General features: G+C 64.6%; 22 protein-coding genes, 4 tRNA genes and 1 pseudogene. 14 read left to right on the plus strand and 13 right to left on the minus strand.

Features of this window, described 5'->3' with window-relative positions; translation table 11 throughout:
* Positions 1-20: 20 nt before the first annotated feature.
* Together NY08_RS12340 and NY08_RS12345 are read left to right on the plus strand one after the other, a co-directional pair.
* On the plus strand, positions 21-605 hold the full coding sequence (locus NY08_RS12340; protein ID WP_032395868.1) for a helix-turn-helix domain-containing protein: 585 nt from the start codon (positions 21-23) through the stop codon (positions 603-605).
* A gap of 91 nt (positions 606-696) precedes the next feature.
* Positions 697-996 carry an ANTAR domain-containing protein gene (locus tag NY08_RS12345; RefSeq protein WP_141214673.1) on the plus strand — a complete coding sequence of 100 codons (300 nt, stop codon included), beginning with the start codon at positions 697-699 and terminating at the stop codon, positions 994-996.
* A gap of 21 nt (positions 997-1017) precedes the next feature.
* On the opposite strand, the gene NY08_RS12350 is transcribed toward NY08_RS12345, so the two are convergent.
* From NY08_RS12350 to NY08_RS12375, 6 genes are all read right to left on the minus strand, one after another.
* Positions 1018-1320: a hypothetical protein gene (locus NY08_RS12350; protein WP_032395870.1), complete on the minus strand. Its 303-nt coding sequence runs from the start codon at positions 1318-1320 to the stop codon at positions 1018-1020.
* A gap of 83 nt (positions 1321-1403) precedes the next feature.
* The gene (locus NY08_RS12355; protein WP_045196631.1) at positions 1404-1973 is read right to left on the minus strand and encodes a DUF6584 family protein; all 570 of its coding nucleotides are present in this window, start codon (positions 1971-1973) and stop codon (positions 1404-1406) included.
* A gap of 84 nt (positions 1974-2057) precedes the next feature.
* Positions 2058-2134 (minus strand) — tRNA-Phe (locus NY08_RS12360).
* A gap of 56 nt (positions 2135-2190) precedes the next feature.
* A tRNA-Asp gene (locus NY08_RS12365) sits at positions 2191-2264 on the minus strand.
* Positions 2265-2388: 124 nt separating this feature from the next.
* Positions 2389-2461, minus strand: a tRNA-Glu gene (locus NY08_RS12370).
* A 79-nt stretch (positions 2462-2540) separates the two neighbouring features.
* Positions 2541-3209, minus strand: coding sequence for a TetR/AcrR family transcriptional regulator (locus NY08_RS12375; protein WP_032377441.1), 669 nt, complete (start codon positions 3207-3209; stop codon positions 2541-2543).
* A gap of 666 nt (positions 3210-3875) precedes the next feature.
* On the opposite strand from NY08_RS12375, the gene NY08_RS12380 reads away from it, so the two are divergent.
* The 6 genes and pseudogenes from NY08_RS12380 to phoU all read left to right on the plus strand — a co-directional run bounded on the left by NY08_RS12380 (position 3876) and on the right by phoU (position 10544).
* Positions 3876-5129, plus strand: a complete 1254-nt coding sequence (locus tag NY08_RS12380) for a lipase family protein (protein ID WP_045196633.1) — start codon at positions 3876-3878, stop codon at positions 5127-5129.
* A 68-nt stretch (positions 5130-5197) separates the two neighbouring features.
* A tRNA-Lys gene (locus NY08_RS12385) sits at positions 5198-5273 on the plus strand.
* A gap of 271 nt (positions 5274-5544) precedes the next feature.
* On the plus strand, positions 5545-6501 hold the full coding sequence (locus NY08_RS12390; RefSeq protein WP_045196634.1) for an acyl-ACP desaturase: 957 nt from the start codon (positions 5545-5547) through the stop codon (positions 6499-6501).
* Between the two features lie 122 nt (positions 6502-6623).
* Complete coding sequence (dusB, locus tag NY08_RS12395; RefSeq protein WP_045196635.1) at positions 6624-7763, plus strand: tRNA dihydrouridine synthase DusB; 1140 nt, start codon at positions 6624-6626, stop codon at positions 7761-7763.
* Between the two features lie 118 nt (positions 7764-7881).
* Positions 7882-9803 (plus strand): annotated as a pseudogene (locus tag NY08_RS12400) (LCP family protein).
* A gap of 66 nt (positions 9804-9869) precedes the next feature.
* On the plus strand, positions 9870-10544 hold the full coding sequence (gene phoU, locus NY08_RS12405) for a phosphate signaling complex protein PhoU (protein WP_032395895.1): 675 nt from the start codon (positions 9870-9872) through the stop codon (positions 10542-10544).
* A gap of 134 nt (positions 10545-10678) precedes the next feature.
* Here phoU and pstB read toward each other — a convergent pair whose 3' ends face one another.
* From pstB to NY08_RS12435, 6 genes are all read right to left on the minus strand, one after another.
* Positions 10679-11455: a phosphate ABC transporter ATP-binding protein PstB gene (gene pstB / locus NY08_RS12410; protein ID WP_032395896.1), complete on the minus strand. Its 777-nt coding sequence runs from the start codon at positions 11453-11455 to the stop codon at positions 10679-10681.
* A 37-nt stretch (positions 11456-11492) separates the two neighbouring features.
* Positions 11493-12401: a phosphate ABC transporter permease PstA gene (gene pstA, locus NY08_RS12415; protein ID WP_032395897.1), complete on the minus strand. Its 909-nt coding sequence runs from the start codon at positions 12399-12401 to the stop codon at positions 11493-11495.
* A gap of 3 nt (positions 12402-12404) precedes the next feature.
* On the minus strand, positions 12405-13442 hold the full coding sequence (gene pstC, locus NY08_RS12420) for a phosphate ABC transporter permease subunit PstC (RefSeq protein WP_045196637.1): 1038 nt from the start codon (positions 13440-13442) through the stop codon (positions 12405-12407).
* An 87-nt stretch (positions 13443-13529) separates the two neighbouring features.
* Entirely contained in the window at positions 13530-14630 is a 1101-nt protein-coding gene (gene pstS / locus NY08_RS12425) for a phosphate ABC transporter substrate-binding protein PstS (RefSeq protein ID WP_032395899.1), read from the minus strand.
* A gap of 202 nt (positions 14631-14832) precedes the next feature.
* On the minus strand, positions 14833-15738 hold the full coding sequence (gene mshD / locus NY08_RS12430) for a mycothiol synthase (protein WP_045196639.1): 906 nt from the start codon (positions 15736-15738) through the stop codon (positions 14833-14835).
* The gene (locus NY08_RS12435; protein WP_032395901.1) at positions 15739-16500 is read right to left on the minus strand and encodes a winged helix-turn-helix transcriptional regulator; all 762 of its coding nucleotides are present in this window, start codon (positions 16498-16500) and stop codon (positions 15739-15741) included.
* Positions 16501-16630: 130 nt separating this feature from the next.
* On the opposite strand from NY08_RS12435, the gene NY08_RS12440 reads away from it, so the two are divergent.
* From NY08_RS12440 to NY08_RS12460, 5 genes are all read left to right on the plus strand, one after another.
* The gene (locus NY08_RS12440) at positions 16631-17410 is read left to right on the plus strand and encodes an LmeA family phospholipid-binding protein (protein ID WP_045196641.1); all 780 of its coding nucleotides are present in this window, start codon (positions 16631-16633) and stop codon (positions 17408-17410) included.
* Positions 17407-17826, plus strand: coding sequence for a thioredoxin family protein (locus tag NY08_RS12445; RefSeq protein WP_045196642.1), 420 nt, complete (start codon positions 17407-17409; stop codon positions 17824-17826). Before NY08_RS12440 ends, NY08_RS12445 begins: the two co-directional genes overlap by 4 nt.
* A gap of 254 nt (positions 17827-18080) precedes the next feature.
* Positions 18081-18566 carry a DUF4395 domain-containing protein gene (locus tag NY08_RS12450; protein ID WP_032396296.1) on the plus strand — a complete coding sequence of 162 codons (486 nt, stop codon included), beginning with the start codon at positions 18081-18083 and terminating at the stop codon, positions 18564-18566.
* 38 nt (positions 18567-18604) lie between these two features.
* Positions 18605-19441 (plus strand): sulfurtransferase, encoded by an 837-nt coding sequence (locus tag NY08_RS12455; RefSeq protein WP_032395904.1) that lies wholly within the window; start codon positions 18605-18607, stop codon positions 19439-19441.
* 1 nt (position 19442) lies between these two features.
* Positions 19443-19748 carry a DUF1416 domain-containing protein gene (locus NY08_RS12460; protein ID WP_032395905.1) on the plus strand — a complete coding sequence of 102 codons (306 nt, stop codon included), beginning with the start codon at positions 19443-19445 and terminating at the stop codon, positions 19746-19748.
* Positions 19749-19827: 79 nt separating this feature from the next.
* Here NY08_RS12460 and NY08_RS12465 read toward each other — a convergent pair whose 3' ends face one another.
* The gene (locus tag NY08_RS12465) at positions 19828-21318 is read right to left on the minus strand and encodes a cutinase family protein (RefSeq protein ID WP_045196645.1); all 1491 of its coding nucleotides are present in this window, start codon (positions 21316-21318) and stop codon (positions 19828-19830) included.
* A 384-nt stretch (positions 21319-21702) separates the two neighbouring features.
* On the opposite strand from NY08_RS12465, the gene NY08_RS12475 reads away from it, so the two are divergent.
* The gene (locus NY08_RS12475; RefSeq protein WP_045200287.1) at positions 21703-22344 is read left to right on the plus strand and encodes an FABP family protein; all 642 of its coding nucleotides are present in this window, start codon (positions 21703-21705) and stop codon (positions 22342-22344) included.
* The last annotated feature ends 71 nt before the right edge of the window (positions 22345-22415 follow it).

The raw sequence follows: 22415 nt of genomic DNA on the forward strand, positions 1-22415 counted from the left end.
GCCGAACCTGCAATGGTGTCATGGAAGATTCGAACACCGGCCTGGACGAGGTCATCGCAGGCCTCGGTCCCCGCCTCAAGCGCATCAGGATGGAGAAGAACACCACCCTGGCATCGCTGTCGGACACCACGGGAATTTCGATCAGCACACTGTCGCGACTCGAGTCCGGTGACCGCAAGCCCAGCCTCGAATTGCTGTGGCCCATCGCTCGTGCGCATCAGATGAAACTCGACGATCTGGTGACCGCGCCGCCCGTGGCGGACCCTCGGGTGCGCACCACGGCCACCGTTCGCGAACACGTGACCATCCTGCCGCTGACGCTGCGTCCCGGCGGCCTTCAGGCGTACAAGCTCCTGGTCCGCCCGGAGGGCTCGGAGCCGCGTCCGCGGACACACGAGGGGTACGAGTGGTTGTACGTCCTCGACGGCACCCTGCGGCTGATTCTCGGCGAGCACGATCTGACGATGAAGGCAGGCGAGGCAGCCGAATTCGACACTCGTGTGCCGCACTGGTTCGGTGCCGTCGGAAACCGACCGGTGGAGCTTCTGAGCCTGTTCGGACCCCAGGGCGAGCGGATGCACGTGCGGGCGAAACCGACGGTATGAAATGTCATGTCCGTGTGAGACAGTGAAGCCGCTCGACGCCAGGATCCACTTCGGTCATCCGCACCGACCACACACCATCTCGAGGAAAAAGATGACCGACAGACTGCCCGAATCGCCTGCGTCCCGCACTCACGTGGACATCGCAACCGGAGTGCTCATCGGGATCCACGGTGGATCCGTTGCCGACGCCATCGACGAGCTGTTCACGACCGCGAGACATCACCGGGTCAGTTTGTTCGAGCTCTCTCGCACGCTCATCACCGTCGCGGAGGGCCGCGACATCGAGCGATCCTCCGCCACCGACGCGGTGTACGAGGTCTGGGGATCGGCACTCGGCCGTCGAGGCGCAGAGACGACCTTCGGCCTGGTCACCGATTCCGCTGCCCTCTGATCGAACGAGCGCTCCGGAGAGCTAGCCGCGAACGGATGGGTCGCTGCGCAGCTCCGGAAAGCGTGCCGTCATCGCGTCGATGTGTCGGTACATCTCGTAGAGCTCGGTTCGGAGCGTCGACGCTTCGGACTCGAACGCTCGGGCCCGTGATTCGGCGCGATCCGCGCGAGCTCGAAACGCCTTGGACTGCGCCAGTTCGATGGACGCCGAGCACGTCTCGATATGTTCGGCCAGCCCTCTCGCGAACACCCTCGCCTGCTCGAGGTTGACGGCATAGTTGTCGTCTCGCGGAGCCGGTGACGCCGCACCGTTCGCTGTGCCCATGGAAACTCGTCACCCTCGATCGTCGGCGGAAATTCTTTCGCGACTCTACGCTCGGTGCCGCATGCTTCGTCCGTGAACCGGCGTCACCCGAAGACGAGTGCCAGCACCACCGATGCCGAGGTGGCAGCGATCGCGATGACGATGGTCGCCGCGATCGCCCGCTGCCGCACCGTTCGGTAACTCGACCCTGCGCGGTCGTACTCCGAGTCGTCCTGATCGCCGTCCCGGCCGTAGAAGTCGTCCGAGTTCAGCCCGTCCTCGTCGAAATACACGACGTCTCGTGGCGGCACCCAGTGCTGACCGTTGGCTTCGATCGCAGCTCCCAGCCGCTCCAGCCGTATCCGAGCGCGGGTGGGATACCAATCGGAGGGCGCGTGGATGGGCAGAGCCCGCGCCATCATCAGAGGCGACCGGTACTGCTTCTCCAGGGCGGCGAACGCTGCGGACGCCGTCGGATCGGCGTCGGACTTGTCGGTGAGGAACCAGACGGCTCCGGCCGCCGCACGATCGCCGAGTACCAGATACGTGTACGCGAGCAATTCGAGGATGCCGGGCGACGTCGGGTTCCGGATCAGTGCGCCGAGCAGTCGATCTCGAGCGGCGATACTGTCTCCGCGCGCCAGATCCTCCTGCGCTCGATCGATCACGTCCACGCGTCGACAATAACTCCTGGGAACGAAAAAGCCCCTGCCGGACGACCGGAAGGGGCTTTCATCGTGCTTGTCGATCCAACACCGTGGTGGCCAGGGCCGGGATCGAACCGGCGACCTTCCGCTTTTCAGGCGGACGCTCGTACCAACTGAGCTACCTGGCCGGGCGGCACCGGTGAAACAATGCCATCGCAATGTCGGTACCTTCGTACCGATGTTGCGACCCTGACGGGACTCGAACCCGCGACCTCCGCCGTGACAGGGCGGCGCGCTAACCAACTGCGCCACAGGGCCTTGCTGTTGTTGCCGCGCTATTTCTAGCGCACCAACTCTCCGAACTGCAAATCCGCATCACGCGGGAAGCGAGACGAAGAATGCTGTACTGCCGACCGGATTGTCAATCCGATCTCTTCCTACGTACCCCCTACGGGATTCGAACCCGCGCTACCGCCTTGAAAGGGCGGCGTCCTAGGCCGCTAGACGAAGGGGGCCCGCCGAACTACTTCGACGTTACCCTCAACGGCGTTCCGTTGGGAGCTGGGATAGCTTAGGACACTTTCGCTGCAAATCTCAAACCGGCAGGTCAGAGGTGGTTTTCGCGCAGTTTTCGCCGTAGTGCTCCCACCCGTGCAGTTTGAACTCGGCGAGCCAACGCTCGGACGCCATGGCGAGCAGTACGACCTCGACGGATTCCTCGAACCGCTCGCGCAGATCTGCGTTGTCGGCAACCAGATCCGACATGTACCGCTGACCGGCCATCGACGCGGCAAGCACCCGCACGAACTTGGCTGCGTCGAACTCCGGCTTGAGGTCGCCCATCGCGAGAGCGCGCTCGGCTTGCTTGTGGCCTTGAGCTCCCCAGACGCGACCGCCCCCGGAGTGCACCTCCGCGTAGAACTCCGGCTCGACTATCAACCGGAACTCGGCGCGCACGATCACGTCGTTCTGGAAGTTCTGCGCGATGTCGTCCACGATCCCGCGGATGACGTAGAACGGGTGTGCGGTGGTGTCGGCCCACTTCTCCGTGATGGCGACGTACCGATCCAGACCGGCCGCGAGCACGGCTCGGGCCAGATCCTCCTTCGACTGGAAATGGAAATACATCGCACCCTTGGTGGCGTTGGAGCCCTCCAAGATGGTGTTGACGGATGCCGCTGCGTATCCACGCTTGGCGAATTCCGCCGCCGCCGCCTCCACGATGGCAGCCCGGGTCCGCCGTGCGCGCTCTTGTTGTGCCATTTATTCCGTGCCTCCGAGCCCCAAGCGCCCTGCGTATCCGCAGGTAGTACATATAGAGAGTACTTCACCCGAACGACACGTGAGTCGACTCACCTACGGTTCGCTTCGCCACACACATCCGTCGGAAAAATCGGTTAGGCGTCCGAAACAAGCCGGATGGTATGATCTGCGCGGCTCGAGTGCGCTGCAGGGGGTGCGCACTCGAGCCGCTTTCCACTCGGTCCACCGCTGTCGCCGACGCAACCTTCTTCGGACCGCCCCCCCTTACCGACCGCGTGCCGACTCGCGGCTCGACCGATTCGCCATCGGCAGCGACCGAGGTACAGCCGAGTTCCGTGAAACGAACGATCGACGCATCGTTCACGTCGCTTGGAGCACACCACGCACTTTCGGTTGAAAACCGAATTACATTTCACGGTAACGGATCTCGGACCAGAACTGATTCGCGTTGCTCGTTAGCATTTCAAATCTAGTGATCGGCAATCGAATACGCCGAAACCGCTGTCTGACCTCGGTCAAATCCATTGCCCGGTAATCGATACGAGAAAGACCGGTCGGTAACGTTTTCGACACGTTCCCGGACTCGCACCGAACTCGCACCTGTACTGACTTACTGTGACATGCACCACATGGAGTAGTTCCGCCGATCGGAAACGAGTGCATGCCATGAAGGTGTCGATTCGCGTATTTCGTTCCATCACAACGTCGTTCGCGGTGGTCGTACTCGCTCTGTCGACGACCGGCACGGCGCCTGCAGACCCCCTGGGTAACTTCGTGGCCCCCGTCGCCGACCCGGCTCTCTATCTACCCACCCCACTGGGTGAGCCCTGGTTCGATCCCCCTGCAGGCTACGAACAACAACCTCCCGGGACCGTACTCGCAACCAGAAAAGTGACCGTCGGACCGTTGTTCACGCCGGTCACCTCGACTCAGATCCTGTTCCGCACCAACGATTCCAAGGACCGTCCCGTCGCTGCGGCCACCACCGTGATCGTGCCGGTCGCACCGTGGACCGGAGCCGGGAGCCGACCCGTCGTGGCATACAACATGGCCATCAATTCACTCGGCAACACCTGTGCGCCGTCGTGGCTGCTTCCTCGCGGCCTCGCCCGAGAGATACCGGCCGTTCAGGCGTTTCTGGCCAAGAACTACGCCGTCGTCGTCACCGATCACGAGGGGCCACGGCAGGCCTACGCCGCCGGACGCATGGCCGCACACGCGGTGCTCGACGCCCTCCGAGCCATGGTTCGACTGCCCGAGCTCGGCGTGCCTGCGTCTTCTCCCATCGCCATGACGGGGTACTCGGGTGGGGCGATCGCCACAGGATGGGCGGCACAATTGGCCCCCACGTACGCGCCCGATGTGAATCTGGTGGGCGCGGCGTTCGGTGGACCCCCGACCGATTACCGGATTCTGCTGACGTCGATGAACGGCACGGCCGCATCGACGCTCTTCCTGTCGGCGGCGCTCGGGGTGGCACGGGAGTACCCCGAGATGTTCTCGCTGATGAACGCCGACGGACTGCGTCTGGCCACGATCGCCAAGGACATGTGCGTCGGTCTGCTCGCCCCCGGTGGCGTGGTGGCTCCGATCCCGGCACAGGCGCTCTCGAACGTTCCGAATGTCGATCGCACCGAGATCGCCGAGAGCATCATCGCCGCGACACGTCTCGGCGGCGACCTCGCGCCCACCATCCCCACCATGATCTATCAGGGCAAGCAGGAGTTCTGGATTCCTCGACAGGGAGCCGAGACCCTCTACGACGAGTGGTGCGCCCAGGGTGCGAACGTCAGACTCGAGGAATATCTCGGCGAGCACCTGATCGTCGCGCTCAGCGGCATTCCCGGCGCGTACGCCTGGATCGACGACCGGCTGGCAGGCATTCCGGTGCCGAGCGGATGCAGCAGCTTCGGGCGCTGACCCGTCGGAACCCACTGCCGGGGGTACTGCCCGGTGGCGCTACGCGGCCCACTACACTTTCGAGCCGCGCCCCTATAGCTCAGTTGGTAGAGCTACGGACTTTTAATCCGCAGGTCGTAGGTTCGAGTCCTACTGGGGGCACCACACACCGTCCGAGTAACAGTGCTCACACCTGTCCGGAACGTACACTCGGGCGTAACGATCGGCCGAGACCGAACGACGTGTTGGGGGAACTGCAGCGGTCGTGCACTCGCGAAGGCCGGTCGCAAGATCGACGCTCCGGGGAGACTTCGCGCCGATCGACACCGAACATCACGACCGCCGGAACAGCAAGTGAACAGCCGCGACGAGGTTCACACCGAACCTACGGTGCCGTAAGCTGGACCGGTCGTACGCAATCTATGGAGGCGATCTAATGGCGAGGGATCTGACACAGCTCGAGCTTCTGCAAGAGCTGGTGCCCACTGCCGAGGACAATGTGAACCGTCACATCTCGATGGCTCGCGAGTGGCACCCTCACGACTACGTGCCGTGGGACGAAGGTCGTAACTTCGCCGCACTCGGCGGCCAGGACTACGACCCGGAGCAGTCCAAGCTCTCCGACGTCGCACAGGCCGCGATGATCACCAACCTCCTCACCGAGGACAACCTGCCGTCGTACCACCGGGAGATCGCCGAGAACTTCTCCCAGGACGGTGCCTGGGGCACCTGGGTCGGCCGGTGGACCGCCGAGGAGAACCGGCACGGCATCGTCATGCGTGACTACCTCGTCGTCACCCGCGGCGTCGATCCCGTCGCCCTCGAAGAAGCCCGCATGATCCACATGACCAACGGGTTCGCCTCACCGGCGGGGTCGCAGACGGGTCTGCTCCACTCGGTCGCCTACGTGACGTTCCAGGAGCTCGCCACCCGTGTCTCGCACCGCAACACCGGCAAGGTCTGCGACGATCCGATCGCCGACCGCATGCTCCAGCGCATCGCCGCCGACGAGAACCTGCACATGATCTTCTACCGCAACATCACCGGCGCGGCGATGGACATCGCTCCCGATCAGACCCTCGACGCGGTCTCCGACATCGTGACGAACTTCGTCATGCCCGGTGCCGGTATGCCGAACTTCCGCCGCAACGGTGTGTTGATGGCCAAGCACGGCATCTACGACCTGCGTCAGCACCTCGAGGACGTCGTCTGGCCGGTCCTGCGCAAGTGGAGCGTGTTCGAGCGCAACGACTTCACCGGCCGCGGCGAGAACAAGCGCGAGGAACTCGCCGCGTTCCTCGAAGACCTCGAGCGTCAGGCCACCAAGTTCGAGGAGATGCGCGATCGCTCCCTCGCCCGCGAACGCGCGAAGGCCGAAGCACGCGCGTCGTAAGCTCAGATCGGCTGGTGTGCCCGGTACCGACTTCGGTGCCGGGCACCACTGTTTTCGGTCCGTCGCTCTCGGCCCACCGCTGTCACCATGATCACGTTCCCTCCGTTCCAAAGGCTTCTCTCATGACACTGCAGATCGGCTCGCTGGAGTTGGCCAGCCCCGTCGTCCTGGCACCGATGGCCGGCGTCACCAATGTGGCGTTCCGCACGCTGTGCAGGGAGCAGGAGTTGCAGCGGGCGGGCAGTACCTCGGGTCTGTACGTGTGCGAGATGGTCACCGCACGCGCGCTCGTCGAACGCCAGCCGGCGACGATGCACATGACGACCTTCGGCCCCACCGAAACCCCGCGGTCGCTGCAGCTCTACACCGTCGATCCGGACACCACGTACGACGCGGCGAAGATGATCGTCGACGACGATCTGGCCGACCACATCGACATGAACTTCGGCTGCCCGGTTCCGAAAGTCACCCGGAAGGGCGGCGGTGCTGCGCTGCCCTACAAGCGGAACCTGTTCGGTCGTATCGTCGCTGCGGCCGTCAAGGCGACCGAGGGCACCGACATTCCCGTCACCGTCAAGTTCCGCGTCGGCATCGACGAGAACCACCACACTCATCTCGATGCAGGTCGAATCGCCGCAGGCGAGGGCGCGGCGGCAGTGGCACTGCACGCCAGAACCGCCTCTCAGCGTTACTCCGGCACTGCCGACTGGAACGAGATCGCGCGACTGAAGGAACACGTCTCCGGCATCCCGGTACTGGGCAACGGCGACATCTTCTCGGCGTCCGATGCGGTTCGCATGATGGCGGAGACCGGGTGCGACGGCGTCGTCGTCGGGCGTGGTTGCCTCGGTCGGCCCTGGCTGTTCGCAGAACTCAGCGCCCGCCTGAACGGCAGGCCCGAACCCACTCCACCGACCCTCGGCGAGGTGGCCACCATCATCGCCCGGCATGCCGAGCTGCTCGCTCAGCATCACGGTGAGAGCAAGGGCCTGCGCGAGCTGCGCAAGCATGTGTCCTGGTATCTCCGCGGGTTCCCGGCGGGATCGGATCTTCGGGTCTCGATGGCGTTGGTGTCCACTCTCGGCGAACTGGACGACCTTCTGGCGCAACTCGATCCGACCGTTCCGTTTCCCAAGGACGCCGAGGGCCCCCGTGGTCGGCAGGGCTCGCCGGGCGCGGTTGCGTTGCCGGACGGTTGGCTCGACGACCCGGAGGACGTCTGCGTTCCTGCCGGTGCCGATCTGATCCATTCCGGCGGCTGATTCGCGGCTGACCAGCAGCCCACCTCGCACGAGTGGACCATGCCGCTCGAGTCAGTACTATGGCTGGGATTGCCGAGTTGACGGCGCGTGCGTGTGATGGAAGGCCAGGTTCGAATTCGTGGGAGACGATCGAGAGTCGGGCCCGTCTGTGCCCGAGGGTCGCGCCCCATGGGAGCGCCCGCTGTCTTCAATCGGACGTTCCGGACAGCGCCCACCTCGCTCCGAACGTCCTGCAACACCGGACGCAGAGCAACCACCGCAGCCCGGAGACAGCGGCAGGCTCGGCAAACGATCACCGCGTAACGCCGACACCGTCTCGGTCGCCGAGTTGGTGGACAAGATGTCGCGCTCGGGATCGATGCGGCGGGTGCCTGACGAACGTCCCGAAGTCGAAGAGCCGACCGAGGTCATCGCCCCCATCACCGATTCCACTCCCTCGCCTGCCCGGGCAGTGCCGCCGACTCCGCCGCCGCATGCGGCACCGGAACCGGTGGGCGCGCCCGCAGCGGATCGACCGACTCTGACGCGGTTGGCGATGAGTCGGGTACGTCGCCGCCGTCGGGTACGGATGATCGGCCGGAGCCTGGTCTCCCTCGTCGCGATCCTGGCCGTGGCCTTGACCGGAGTGGTGTGGGGATACCTACGCAACACCGATCAAGGATTTCTCCAGGTCGCCGCTCTCGATCCCGATTCGACCGACGTCGTCGACGCCGCAGGCCAGTACGGTGACGAGACGTACCTGATCGTGGGCACCGACACCCGCGCCGGGGCCAGCGGCGAGGTGGGAGCCGGAACCGTCGCCGACGCCGAGGGATCGCGCTCGGACACCGTCATGTTGGTCAACATCCCTGCCGACCGCAGTCGCGTCGTCGCGGTGTCCTTCCCCGCGACCTCGACGTGACGCGACCGGAGTGCGAGCAGTTCGACAACATCACCAATACCTACACCGGGGAGATGTTCCCCGAGGCCTACGGCGACAAGCTCAACGCCACCTACGCCCTCGGCGGCCCGAAGTGTCTGGTCAAGACCATCCAGAAGATCTCGGGCCTGCGTATCGGACACTTCGTCGGGATGGACTTCGCCGGGTTCGAGTCCATGGTCGACGAGGTCGGCGGTGTCGAGGTCTGCACCGCGCAACCCCTGTTCGACTACGAACTCGGAAATGTCCTTCCCAACGTCGGAACACAACGTATCGACGGCCGCACCGCGCTGAACTACGTTCGGGCTCGCAACGTCGAGTCCGAGGGCAACGGCGACTACGGCCGCATCAAGCGACAGCAGCGTTTCCTGTCGTCGCTGCTGCGGTCCGCGCTCTCGAACAACGTGCTGCTCGATCCTGGCAAGCTCAACGGGTTCGTCAACGCGTTCACCTCGGACACGTTCGTGGAGAACGTCAAGACTCAGGACCTGGTGACACTGGGACGCTCGCTGCAGAACGTGGACGCCGGCGCGGTCACCTTCCTGACCATCCCCACCACCGGCACCAACGACTACGGCAACGAGATCCCGAACGACGACGCGATCGGTGCGATCTTCCAGGCCATCATCGACGACGCTCCGTTGCCCGGCGAGGAACGAGCGGAGCCGGTGACACCCGAATCATCCGCACCTGCCGCCGTACCCGACGCGCCACTGTTGGCCGTGGACCCGTCGACCGTGTCGATTCAGGTGTCCAACGCATCCGACATCGCCGGGATGGCGCAGACGGCGTCCGACGAACTCGCGGTCTACGGATTCCAGATCCTGACGGTCGGCAACTTCTCGGGCACCGCAGCGCAGACCGTGGTGCGCTACTCCCAGGATCAGGAAGCCGCCGCTGCGACGGTCGCGTCGGCGATTCCCGGCGCCGCCATCGAGTTGGCACCGAGCCTGAACAATGTCGTCGAGGTCGTGCTCGGCTCGAACTATCCCGGATACACCCAGTACCCGACGGCGTTCGGTACCGAAATCGATCCCACTCAGGTGGAAGGAACCACCCAGAGTGCGCCCCTTCCGGAGGATCTCTCGTACACCAACGCGGCCGACGACACGTGCGCCTGACTTCATTCATGCTCCGTTAACCCTCGGGACAGGGAACTGGTCGGTGTGAGCTACTAAACTTCGCTCATGCGCGTCGCCTACAACGAACAGATGAACGAGCTTGCCGATCTCCTCGGAGAGATGGCGAGCCTGGCTGGTGCGGCCATGGAAAAGGCCACTCAGTCCCTCCTTCAAGCAGACCTGGTGCTCGCCGAGCAGGTCATTTCCGAACACGACAGGATCACCGAGCTCAGCGCGGTGTGCGAGGAGAAGGCATTCACCCTTCTCGCCCTGCAGGCTCCGGTCGCAGGCGATCTCCGTTCGGTGGTGGCCGGCATTCAGATCGTTGCCGACATCGACCGTATGGGCGCGCTCGCACTGCACGTTGCCAAGATCACCCGCCGCAGGCACCCGAACCACGCCCTCCCCGAGGTCGTCAACGGGTACTTCGCCGAGATGGGTCGCCTCGCCGTCCAGATCGGCGCGTCGGCTCGTGAGGTCCTCGAGACCCGCGATCCCGAGCGCGCTGCCAAGCTGCAGGAGGAGGACGAGGCGATGGACGATCTGCACCGTCACCTCTTCACGGTGTTGATGGACCGTGAGTGGAGCCACGGGGTCGCTGCTGCGGTGGACGTGACCCTGCTCGGTCGCTTCTACGAGCGGTTCGCCGACCACGCCGTCGAGGTCGGCCGTCGAGTGATCTTCCTGGTGACGGGTGAGCTGCCCATCGACCTGAGCCACAACAACATCCCCACCTCGTAGGCCTGCCCTCGTCGAGAACCGAGTAGCGCTGCGCTGCAACGCTACTCGGTTCTCGCATCGGGGCAACGAGCGCAGATGTCGAAAAAGCCCCCGCCGAGCCTGTGCTCAGCGGGGGCTTCTTCGTTCGTGTGTGGTTATCCGAAGCGGCCGGAGATGTAGTCCTCGGTGGCCTTCTGCGTCGGGTTGGAGAAGATCTTCTCGGTGTCGTCGATCTCGATGAGCTTGCCGGGCTTGCCGGTCGCCTCGAGGTTGAAGAAGCCGGTCTGGTCGCTCACACGGGCGGCCTGCTGCATGTTGTGCGTGACGATCACGATCGTGAAGTCCTGCTTGAGTTCCTGGATCAGGTCCTCGATGGCGAGGGTGGAGATGGGGTCAAGAGCCGAGCACGGCTCGTCCATCAGCAGGACGTCGGGAGAGACGGCGATCGCGCGAGCGATGCACAGACGCTGCTGCTGACCGCCGGAGAGGCCGCCACCGGGCTTGTCGAGGCGATCCTTGACCTCGTTCCAGAGGTTCGCTCCCTTGAGCGAGCGCTCGGCGATCTCGTCGAGTTCCTTCTTGCCGCGGCCGCCCTGCAACTTCAGGCCCGCAACGACGTTGTCCCGGATCGACATCGTCGGGAACGGGTTGGGGCGCTGGAAGACCATGCCGATGGTGCGACGCACACCCACGGGGTCGACGCCGCTGCCGTAGATGTCCTCGCCGTCGAGCAGCACCGAACCCTCGACGCGGGCACCCGGGGTGACTTCGTGCATACGGTTCAGCGAACGCAGGACGGTCGACTTACCGCAGCCGGACGGCCCGATGAACGCGGTGACGCTGCGCGGCGGTACGGCCAGAGTGACGTCGGAGACGGCGTGGAACTTGCCGTAGTAGATGTTGACGTCCTTGAGATCGAGACGCTTTGCCATGTTCTTCGTTCCTTAGAATTCGCTGGAGTCGGGTGGGTCAGAAGTTCTTGGGCGAGAAGAACTTCGAGACCAACTTCGCGCCGATGTTGAGTATTGCGACGATCAGGATCAGCGTCAGGGCTGCTCCCCACATGCGCTCAGCGGTGAGCACGCCGGTTCCTGCTTTCTGCAGGTCGACCATCATGAGCGGCAGAGACGTCTGCGGCCCGGAGAAGATGTTGAAGTTGATGGCGGTGGCCGATCCAACCAGGATCAGCACCGGTGCCGTCTCGCCCATCACGCGGGCCAGGGCGAGCATGATGCCGGTGACGATGCCGGACAGGGCCGTGGGAATGACGATCTTGGCGATGGTCTTCCACTTCGGGACGCCAAGGGCGTAGGACGCCTCGCGCAGGTCTTGCGGGACGATGCGCAGCATTTCCTCGGCCGAGCGCACGATCACGGGGATCATCAGGAGCACAAGGGCGAATGCGACGGCGACACCGGAGCGCTGGAATCCGAAGGTGGCGATCCACAGCGCGTAGATGAACAGGGCCGCGACGATCGACGGAACACCGGTCAGAATGTCGACCATGAAGGTCGTCACTCGAGCCAGTCGTGTACCGGCCCCGTACTCGACGAGGTAGATGGCGACAAAGATGCCGATCGGGATGGAGATGATGGCGCAGAACAGTCCTTGCAGGAGTGTTCCGACGATGGCGTGGTAAGCGCCGCCGCCTGCGATGAACTGGGTGACGCCGGCCTGCGAGTTCTGCCACCAGGTGGGCGAGACCACGGCGGACAGTCCGCGCGAGATCACCGTGTAGAGCACCCAGATGAGCGGAACGAGTGCGACGAGCACCGAGAGGCTGACGAGGATCGTCGCCGTGAGGTTGGACGCTTTACGCCGAGCGCTGACGCCCTGGAACGTCGGTTCCTTGACGGGCTTGTCCATGGTTGCGGTCACGGGTCAGTCCTTCTTTCCGGCGATGGCGGCGCGGGCACCGGCGTTGACGACGAAGGTGAGGATGAAGAGCACCAGACCCGCGGCGATGTAGGCACCGGCTTGGAGCGGGTTGTTGAACTCGCCCGCGGCCAGCGCGATCTTCGTGGCGAACGTGGAACCGCCGTCGAACAATGTTCCGCCGAAGGTTGCCTGAGTGCTGCGGATGATGATGTAGAGCGCGATGGTCTCACCGAGTGCACGACCGAGACCGAGCATGGAGCCGCTGACGTAGCCGGACTTTCCGAACGGAATGACCGTGGTGCGCACGACCTCCCAGCGGGTGGCTCCGAGGGCCAGAGCTGCTTCGATCTGCCCCTTCGGCGTCTGCATGAAGACCTCGCGAGTCACCGCTGCGATGATCGGCAGGATCATGACCGCGAGCACGATGCCACCGGTGAAGATGGTGCCACCGCCTGCGATGGAGACCGAGCCGGTGCCGAAGAGCGGGAACCAACCCAGGTTGGCGTTCAGCCACTCTGCGAACGGGCTGATAGCGGGCGCGAGGACGTACAGGCCCCAGAGGCCGAAGACGATCGACGGAACTGCGGCCAGGAGGTCGATGACGTAACCGAGCGGTCCCGCGACTCGCTTGGGTGCGTAGTTCGTCAGGTAGATGGCGATGCCGAGTGCGACAGGCATCGCGAGGATCAGCGCGAAGAGAGACACCGTGACGGTGACCAGGAAGAGATCGAGAACGCCGAACACCATGGCCGAGGTGTTGGAAGTGTCCCACGCGCCGTTGTAGGTCAGGAAGTTGACCGTGTTGTTCGACAGTGAGGGGATGGCACGCCAGAGCAAGAAGATGCCCACGGCGGCGATCAGGGCGATGATGAAGATGCCCGAGCCCGTGGCGAGGCCGGAGAAGATCCTGTCACCGGGACGTGTGACGGTCCCCGTCTTGTTCTTGTCTGACAATTGTGGTTCTTCCGGTTTGTGCGCGGCACCCGCGGTGGGCACGGTAGCCGCAGAGGGGACGCCGGTCATCGAGTGGGTGTCGCTCATACCGCTCACTGTCTCGTGTGGAGGTCGAGGACGGTCCTGCTTCGGCTCGCGTTGCCACGAGCCGAAGCAGGGTTACGTCTCATTGAATCAGGCGATTGCTTCGATAGCGGTGGTCAGACGCTCCTTGAAGGACTCGGGGAGCGGCACGTAGCCGGCTTCCTCGAGGCCCTGCTGACCCTCGTTGGCTGCGCTGAGCAGGAACGACTTGACTGCTGCCGAGGTCTCGGGGTCGTAGCCCGCCGAGCAGACGATCTCGTAGGTTGCGAGAACCAGCGGGTAGGTCTCGGCCTCGTTGCTGGCGTACAGCGCGTCGATGTCGATGACGAGGTCGTTGCCCTCGCCGGAGAACGTTGCCGCGTCGATGGCTGCGGCAGCCGACTCGGTGGTGAGCTCGACCGGTCCGTTGCCGAAGTCGACGGCAGCCGTGCCGAGGCTCTCCTGGTCGGCGAAGCCCTTCTCGACGTAGGTGACCGAGCCGGGGGTGGCTGCGACTGCCTGGGCCACGCCCGAGGATCCGTTGGCACCTTCGCCGACGCCGCCGGCCCAGTCGGAGCTGTGGTTCAGGGTCCACGCCTCGGGAGCCGAAGCGGCGAGGAAGCGCTGGAAGTTGTCGCTGGTGCCCGAGGAATCGGAGCGGTAGACGGGGGTGACCGCGGTGGCCGGCAGGTCGACGCCCTCGTTGAGTGCGGCGATGGCGGGATCGTTCCAGGTGGTGATCTGGCCGGTGAACATGCGCGCGATGACGTCCGGGTTCAGCGCGATGTTGTCGACGCCGTCGAGGTTGTAGGCCACTGCGACCGGCCCGAATACGAGCGGCAGGTTCCACGCCGGGTTGCTGTCGCAGCGGGTGGCCGCCTCGACTGCCTGCTCGTCCTTGATCGCGGAGTCGGAGCCGGCGAAGTCGACCAGTCCGGCGACGAACTGCGTGCGGCCGTTACCCGAGCCGCTGGTGGTGTACTCGACTGCCTTGCCGGCACACACGCCGGAGTAGATCGAGGTGAAGTTGGACATTGCGTTCTGCTGCGCGGACGAGCCTTCGCCGGTCAGCGGGGATTTGCCCTCGCAGGTAGCCGAGGAGTCGGATGCGCCGTCCGTGGTGGCGACGTTGGCGTCGCTACCGCATGCGGTCAGCAACATGGCACTGATGGCCACTGCACTCATGAGAGCACCGTTGCGCTTGAGGTTCACCTGTTTCCTCCGGGGAATCTGTAGGCCGTGTCCACGGCTCGGACCTGAGCGGCCGCGCTGTGACTGTGTGGGTGCCGGCTCCGAAAGAAACCTCGCACCAGGCGACGTAGGTTGTCGCCCATCGAGAAAGGTAAGGGCAGGTGGTAGACGTTTACCCCCGCATAGGTGAACGGGAGATGAACACCGCAGTCGGTGTGTCCGTTCACGCACTGCGCGCGTATGCGGCATCCACGTGGTAGTTCTCGAAGCCCAGCTTGGTGTACGTGTGCACGGCAGCGGTGTTGTCGGCCTCGACGTAGAGCATGATCTGGCCCAGTTCTCTGCTGCGTAGATAGTGCAGGCCGGCCAGCGTCAGCACCCGTCCCAGACCACGACCCTGCGACTGCGGGTCGATTCCGACCACGTACACCTCGCCGATGGCCGGTTCCGCACCCTCGGCCCGGTGGACCTTCGTCCAGTGGAAACCGAGGAGGCGGTCACTGCCTTCCTCGAACGCCAGGAACAGGCCCGCCGGATCGAACCACGATTCTTCTCGCCGTGCGTCGATGTCGCGATCGGTCCAGCCACCCTGTTCGGGATGCCACGAGAAGGCCGCATTGTTCACGCGCAGCAGCTCGGCGTCGTCCTGATGCCCCCGGTAGGTTCGGAGCGAAATACCTTCCGGCACAACAACATCCGGAAGATCGGGATGCCCGGACGAGCGACGCATCTGGAGCAACTCGCGAACCACCTGCAGCCCGAGCGCCGCAGCGACGGACCGTGCGGCGGGCAGATTGCCGTGCGCCCAGATGCGGGTATCGGAGCCGACATCGAGTGCGCGAGAAACCAATTCGCGCCCGACACCGTGACCGCGGAAGGAAGGGTCGACAACGGCCTCGGCCATCCCGTCGGCGATTCCGACGTAGCCCACCACACGATCGCCCTCGGTCGCGACGAACCGAACGACCTCGTCGCCGTCGTCGACGGTCTTCACGGCCTGCTCCGACAAGGGCGCAGTGCCGTCGGCTTCCGTTGCGCGCGAAAGGATTCGATGAATCTCGTAGGAAACTCGGGAAGACGGTGCTCCGCCGTCGATCGAATGGACGTCGAAGGCAGGATCCGAACTCATCTACGAGAGCGTACTCTCTTGCTCGAACTCGAAATCCGCATCGTCGGAATCCCCGCCGGCAGCGTCCGATGCCACCGGTCCACCCTTGGCATTGCGCGCCGGACGAACAGCCTTGTATCCCACGTTTCGTACGGTTCCGATGAGCGACTCGTACTCGGTACCGAGCTTTGCGCGGAGGCGTCGAACATGGACGTCGACGGTGCGCGTACCACCGAAGAAGTCGTAGCCCCACACTTCCTGCAGGAGCTGGGCGCGAGTGAAGACCCGGCCCGCATGCTGCGCCAGATACTTCAGCAGCTCGAATTCCTTGTAGGTCAGATCGAGCGGACGGCCTCGTAGACGCGCGGTGTACGTGCCTTCGTCGATGACCAGTTCGCCGAGCGTGATCTTGCCCGAGGTCTCCGGGCTGGCAACTCCCCCGCTACGGCCGACCAGCAACCGCAGTCGAGCGTCGAGCTCCGCGGGGCCGGTGCCGGGGAGCAGGATGTCGTCGAGGCCCCAATCGGAGTTCACCGCGACGAGTCCGCCCTCGGTGAGAACTGCCACGACGGGGATGGCCGATCCGGTACTCCCCAGCAGGCGACACAGACCACGAGCAGCAGCGAGATCGGTGCGCGCGTCGACCAGTGCGATGTCTGCCGAACCGGCTTCGAGAAGCGAGGACACCTCGGTGGGCACCGGGCGTACGTGATGCGCCAGGAGAGCGAGGGACGGCAGAACGCCCTCCGGATGGGGATCGGAGGTCAGTAGTAGGAGCTCCACTGCGTCTCCATTCTTACTGCTGGCCGGTCCAGCCCAGGCTGGATTGGAGTGATCGTCAAGGACACAGACTAGCTTGTCCGTACAACCGGCCGAAGAGGGCAGTACGCGATCCGTCGGTCACAATGGACCCGTGCGCACACTTCTCATCGGACTCGCCAGCCTGCTGGCCCTCGCGCTCGTGGTCGATTTCGGCGCAGCGGCCTACTCGGAGTACCGGGTCTCCCGCGCGATCCGAGCGGGCGGTGAACTCACCTCGGATCCTCAGGTGATCGTGCACGGCTTCCCGTTCCTCACCCAGGCGGCGGACGGCCGCTACCAGAACATCGAGATCCGAGCGCAGGACGTGCCGACCGACTACGTCGGCTCGACGACGATCGAGGCCAATCTCCGCGGCGTGCACATCGCGCTGTCCGACCTGATCGACAACAACGTTCGAGCGATCCCGGTGGACGAGCTCGACGGCCGCGTCCGTATCGAGGCGACGGACCTCGGCCGGTTCCTCGGCATCGTCGACCTGCAGGTTTCCGCCCCGCCGGCCGACAAGTCGGACGGTACCGGCGGTTCCGGTGGGTCGGGCAAGACCACGACCGGTGGCGTCGTGCTGACCGGAACGGTTCCGGTCGGCCCCCTCGAGACGACGGTGAGCGTCAAGGCCGACCTGTTGCTCGAAGGTGACAGCGTCGCCATCGTGGCGTCGGACTTCTATTTCGGCCCGGAGGGTCAGGCAGATTTCTCGATCCCCGATTTCGCCGAGCCCACGGTGCTGGGACTGTTCACCAAGACCATCGAGCGTCAGAGCCTGCCATTCGGGCTCCTCCCGACCGACGTCTACGCGGAGGGCTCGCAGATCGTCATCGAAGGGTCGGGCGAGAACGTGACCATCGACCTCAACGAGATCGAGAAGCCGTGACAGGGATCACAGTTCTGGTCGTCGTGGCGATACTGGCCGTCGCTACCGGATTGTTCCTCCGCAGCCGATCGGGTGCAGTGCGGGCAGTGCGTACCACCGAATCCGAAAACGACGCTCTGTACCCACTTCTGCTCGACGCGGGTGCCGCGACCGACTCCGCGACGGTACTGCACTTCTCGGCAGATTGGTGCGGGCCGTGCGCAGCTGTGCGACGCGTCGTCGGGCAGGTGTTGGACGGGCGAAACGACGCTCGGGAACTCGAACTCGACATCGACGCCCATCCGATCCTCGCCCGCGAGCTGGGCGTGCTGTCACTGCCCACGACTTTCGTCCTCGACAGCGCATTGCAACGGCGCTCCAGAATCGCGGGGGTGCCGTCCGCGGCGGCGCTACGGTCCGCGCTCGACAACCTCTGACCGGCCCTCCCGAGACCGACGGTAGGACCCGACGCTGGTAGCGGGTAGGATGCTCTTCGTGTTCTCCCGCCGCGAGCTGATGCTCACCAGTCGACGCACAGTTGATCTGTGTCGACTGGGCGGTTGTTGCTGTCGCTGCTGCTGATTTCCTTCTGCCGCCACGCCCATGCGTGATGTCCGGCCCGATGATCGAAATCCACGTCCGAGCACTGCCCATGCTGGCGTGCCCCGGCCTCGCACAGGAGTACATCTCGATGTCGACACCCGACACCAGAACCACCACCGACACCACCGTCGACCAGGTCGATGTTCGCGGACCGCGCTTCGCCGCGTGGATCACCACCGCCGTCCTGGTCCTCGTTCTCGTCCTCACCACGTTCTCGGTCCCCGCGGCGGCAATCCTGCTCGGGCTACAGGCGATCGTGTTCGGAATCGGAGCCGTCCGCGGACCCAAGCACAGTCCGTACGGCACGATCTACGCGACATTCGTCGCACCGAGGCTGTCCCCCACCAGCGAACGCGAGCCGGTGGCACCGTTGAAGTTCGCTCAACTGGTGGGCTTCGTGTTCGCCGCCGTCGGAGTTCTCGGCTTCGCGCTCGGCGCTCCCGTCGTCGGCACCGTGGCCACGGGCTTCGCGTTGTTCGCGGCCTTCCTCAACGCCGCATTCGCGGTATGCCTCGGCTGCATGATCTACCCCCTCGCTGCGCGACTGCGCACCACCTCGCGCACCACTGCTTGACCTACACCGATCCATAGAGAAACACCGAAAGGAACACCATGGCTCGCTCCGACGTCCTGGTCTCTGCCGACTGGGCCGAGCAGAACCTGAACGCACCGAAGACCGTCTTCGTCGAGGTCGACGAAGACGCAAGCGCCTACGACGGCGGACACATCGAAGGTGCGGTCAAGCTCGACTGGCGCAAGGACCTGCAGGACCCGGTTCGCCGCGACTTCCTGAACCAGGAACAGTTCTCGGACCTGCTGTCGGCCAAGGGCATCAGCAACGACGACACCGTCGTCCTGTACGGCGGAAACAACAACTGGTTCGCCGCCTACGCCTACTGGTACTTCAAGCTGTACGGCCACAAGGACGTCAAGCTCATCGACGGTGGCCGCAAGAAGTGGGAGCTCGACGGCCGCGCGCTGTCCAAGGACGTCGTCAGCCGTGAGACCACGCAGTACCGAGCCGAGGCACCCGACCTGTCGATCCGCGCGTTCCGCGACGAGGTCATCGACGCCATCGGCAACAAGAACCTGATCGACGTGCGTTCGCCCGACGAGTTCTCGGGCAAGATCCTCGCCCCGGCTCACCTTCCGCAGGAACAGGCGCAGCAGCGTGGCCATGTGCCGTCCGCGATCAACATCCCGTGGAGCACGACCGCCAACGAGGACGGCACGTTCAAGTCCGACGAAGCGCTCGAAGAGCTGTACAAGACCAAGGGCTACGACGACAGCAAGGCCACCATCGCCTACTGCCGCATCGGCGAGCGTTCGAGCCACACCTGGTTCGTCCTCAAGGAGCTTCTGGGCAAGGAAGACGTCAAGAACTACGACGGCAGCTGGGTCGAATACGGCTCTCTCGTCGGAGCACCCATCGAGCTGGAGGTTCGCTGATATGTGTGGAGCACCCGTGCAAGGCCAGACCATCCCCGCAGGCGTCGACGTCGAGAAGGAGACGGTCATCACCGGCCGCGTCCTCGCAGGCGACGGTGAGCCCGTAGCCGGCGCATTCGTGCGTCTGCTCGACGGCAGCGGCGAATTCACCGCAGAGGTCGTCGCGTCGGGCACCGGAGACTTCCGGTTCTTCGCCGCCCCCGGACAGTGGACGCTGCGTGCACTGTCGGCATCGGGCAACGGCGACACCGTCATCGCTCCCGACGGCGCAGGCGTGCACTCGGCGAACGTCACCGTCGGAGTCTGATTCCGCCCGTTCGTATCTCACGAGAAAAACCCCCGCACCTGCTCGCAGGTGCGGGGGTTTTCGCTCTTCCGGAGGCCTCTTAGTTGGGAACGGGTGCCGGGGCCGCCGGATCGGGAACCGTCGAGTACTGCGGCGGGAACATCCCTTCCGGTACCGGGATTCCCTGGGACTCGAGGAACGCGCCGAGATCGCTGATCTGGGTGACCGTCCCCGGCTCCGGCAGCAATCGAGGTTCGGCCGGGGCCTCGGCGGGCGGGTCCTGCGGTGCGGCGGTGTCGGGAGCAGGTGCTTGTTTCTTCTCGCGCTCGGTGCGGGCGAGGTCCGTCACCCACGCGACGATCTTCTCGCTCTCCCACTCGTAACCGTCGTTGGGGTCGTTATACCAGTACGACAGGTGCTGCAGGAATCCGAGCAGCAGGTACGGCCCGAGTACGACGTCGGCGATGCCCTTGTTGTTCTCGACCATTCCTTCGCCCTCGGCGCGCAGCTTGGCCTCGACGGTGTCCGCACCCGGCCCGAGTGCCCAGTTGAGGTCGGCGAGCAGCTGGTCGGGGGACAGAGCCGCCACCGCCTTGGCGTCGTCGACCTGATACTGCTGGTCGGACACCTTCACCAGGACCTGTAGCAGCGTTTCGTCCGATTCGAGCCACGACTTGTTCGTCGCGATGTCGACGATCGCACGAGTGGCGATCGTGGACACCGTCCGGGCGAAATCGGCCACCGTCTGAACGGGGTTGAGCAGGGTGAAGCGCATCTGGCCCAGAACCCCCAAGGCCAGCTGCAGCAGTTCGATCTTGTCGGGTGCATCGCACGAGAGATCCCAGGGTCGGCACGACCAGGTGACCTTGTCGGTCAACGTTCCGTAGTCCCGAGGCGACTGGTCCATGAATCCACCGAGCGACTCGCCGGGCTCGTCATCGAAATTCGGCACCCCGGCCGGCCGGTACGGCGATCCGACCATCATCACTCCGGCGATATCGTCGGCGGTGACCAGCGCGTCGGGATCGCGGTGGCCGATCTCGACGGCCATCCGGTCGAGTATCTCGCCGCCGACGCTGTACCCGACCAGAACGAACTTCGTCCTGTCACCGCACTTGGTCTTGTACTCGTCCATCAGACGATTCGTCGACGCGATGCCTTCGGCGATGGTGTTCTGATAGGTCGAAACGTCGTCGAGCACACCGACGCCGTACGTCGATGCGTAGGGAACGTACAGCCAGCCGACCGTGCCCGGGCTGCCTGCATTGACCTCACCGGTGGGAACCGTGACGTTGCCGACCCAGTTCGACGCCACGGTCGACGATTCCTCGTTCAGAGGATTGCGCCCCGAATCCGAGTCGGTGGCACCGGACACGGCGAGCATCAACACATCCGGGCAGTCCTGCGCGTAATTGTTGGGGTCGATGTTCGGGCCCTGCGACGACCCGAAGTCGGACGAGCCGGAATCCGCCGATCCCGAATCCGGGGCGGCGAGCGCGGCTGCCGGTGCGGCGAGAGCCAACGCCAGTGCACACACCGCCGATTTGAACGACACGGATCCGAACGACGATGTCCGTTTACGACGCAGCATTGTTACGGAGACCTCCCCAGCCTTCGAGACAGAACACAGTGAAAAACGTCGAGCCCTCGCCCTCGAGCACCCGACGCCCCCCGAAGAAGGTACCTGCTCGCCGGACTTTCTCCATCAATACGAGTGATCCAGCGCACTGACGACCCCGAAGTTGGGTAGATGTCACCAAGGACACAGCCCGGATTCGGGCCGCTGTTCTCGACGACGATCGCAGCGGGTTAAACTCGCTCTCGTGGTCATCTTCTTCGAGGTATTGCTGGCGCTTGCGGCAGTAGCCATCATCGCGTTCTCGCTGTATGTCGTCTACCGACTGGTCAACGACGAATCGTGACAGAACCGGTTGCGGGTCGACCCGGCAGTGCTGACGAGGGGCTCGATACCCCCATCACCAGTGGCGACGAAGCAATAGCGGCTGCCGAGCAGAAGTTCGCCGACGCGTCGACGCGGAACGTCCCGGTCCTGCCGGACATCCCGCATCCCGACGACACGGCCAACCTCCGCCTCGGCCCCGATCTGCACCCGTCGATGCTCGCACTGTTGCCGCTCGTCGGCGTGTGGCGCGGTGAAGGCGAAGGCCACGACCCCGAGTCCGGTACCGACTACCCCTTCGGTCAGCAGATCGTCGTCACCCACGACGGCGGTAGCTACCTGAGCTGGGAATCACGTTCGTGGCGACTCGATTCCGACGGTAACTTCGCACACCCCGATCTCCGCGAAACCGGGTTCTGGCGCATGAGCGGTGGCAACGGGCTCAAGGGTTCCGAGGACGAAGAGGTCGTCGAGCTGTTGCTGACACACAGCACCGGCGTCGTCGAACTGTATTACGGCCATGCACTCACCAAGTCGTCCTGGGAACTGGCCACCGATGTCGTCATCCGTAGCACATCGGGTGCGTTGGTCGGCGGGGCCAAGCGGCTCTACGGCATTGTCGAAGGCGGGGATCTCGCGTACGTCGAAGAACGAGTCGTCGCCGACGGCCCATTGGCACCGCGGTTGTCCGCGCGCCTGACTCGTTACATCGGCTGACTCTCCAGCACTACCCACTGCACGCGAACGGCCCCCGAGCCATACCTGATGTCAGGTCCCGACCGGACAGG

It is taken from the genome of Rhodococcus sp. B7740 (assembly GCF_000954115.1).
Classification (GTDB): Bacteria; Actinomycetota; Actinomycetes; order Mycobacteriales; family Mycobacteriaceae; genus Rhodococcoides.

What these genes read in the sequence shown, in the direction of transcription:
- NY08_RS12340 (WP_032395868.1), top strand. Translation starts at nt 21, where the DNA reads ATGGAAGATTCGAACACCGGCCTGGACGAGGTCATCGCAGGCCTCGGT.
- NY08_RS12345 (WP_141214673.1), top strand. Translation starts at nt 697, where the DNA reads ATGACCGACAGACTGCCCGAATCGCCTGCGTCCCGCACTCACGTGGAC.
- NY08_RS12350 (WP_032395870.1), bottom strand. Translation starts at nt 1,320, where the DNA reads ATGGGCACAGCGAACGGTGCGGCGTCACCGGCTCCGCGAGACGACAAC.
- NY08_RS12375 (WP_032377441.1), bottom strand. Translation starts at nt 3,209, where the DNA reads ATGGCACAACAAGAGCGCGCACGGCGGACCCGGGCTGCCATCGTGGAG.
- NY08_RS12380 (WP_045196633.1), top strand. Translation starts at nt 3,876, where the DNA reads ATGAAGGTGTCGATTCGCGTATTTCGTTCCATCACAACGTCGTTCGCG.
- NY08_RS12390 (WP_045196634.1), top strand. Translation starts at nt 5,545, where the DNA reads ATGGCGAGGGATCTGACACAGCTCGAGCTTCTGCAAGAGCTGGTGCCC.
- dusB (WP_045196635.1), top strand. Translation starts at nt 6,624, where the DNA reads ATGACACTGCAGATCGGCTCGCTGGAGTTGGCCAGCCCCGTCGTCCTG.
- phoU (WP_032395895.1), top strand. Translation starts at nt 9,870, where the DNA reads ATGCGCGTCGCCTACAACGAACAGATGAACGAGCTTGCCGATCTCCTC.
- pstB (WP_032395896.1), bottom strand. Translation starts at nt 11,455, where the DNA reads ATGGCAAAGCGTCTCGATCTCAAGGACGTCAACATCTACTACGGCAAG.
- pstC (WP_045196637.1), bottom strand. Translation starts at nt 13,442, where the DNA reads ATGAGCGACACCCACTCGATGACCGGCGTCCCCTCTGCGGCTACCGTG.
- mshD (WP_045196639.1), bottom strand. Translation starts at nt 15,738, where the DNA reads ATGAGTTCGGATCCTGCCTTCGACGTCCATTCGATCGACGGCGGAGCA.
- NY08_RS12450 (WP_032396296.1), top strand. Translation starts at nt 18,081, where the DNA reads ATGTCGACACCCGACACCAGAACCACCACCGACACCACCGTCGACCAG.
- NY08_RS12455 (WP_032395904.1), top strand. Translation starts at nt 18,605, where the DNA reads ATGGCTCGCTCCGACGTCCTGGTCTCTGCCGACTGGGCCGAGCAGAAC.
- NY08_RS12460 (WP_032395905.1), top strand. Translation starts at nt 19,443, where the DNA reads ATGTGTGGAGCACCCGTGCAAGGCCAGACCATCCCCGCAGGCGTCGAC.
- NY08_RS12465 (WP_045196645.1), bottom strand. Translation starts at nt 21,318, where the DNA reads ATGCTGCGTCGTAAACGGACATCGTCGTTCGGATCCGTGTCGTTCAAA.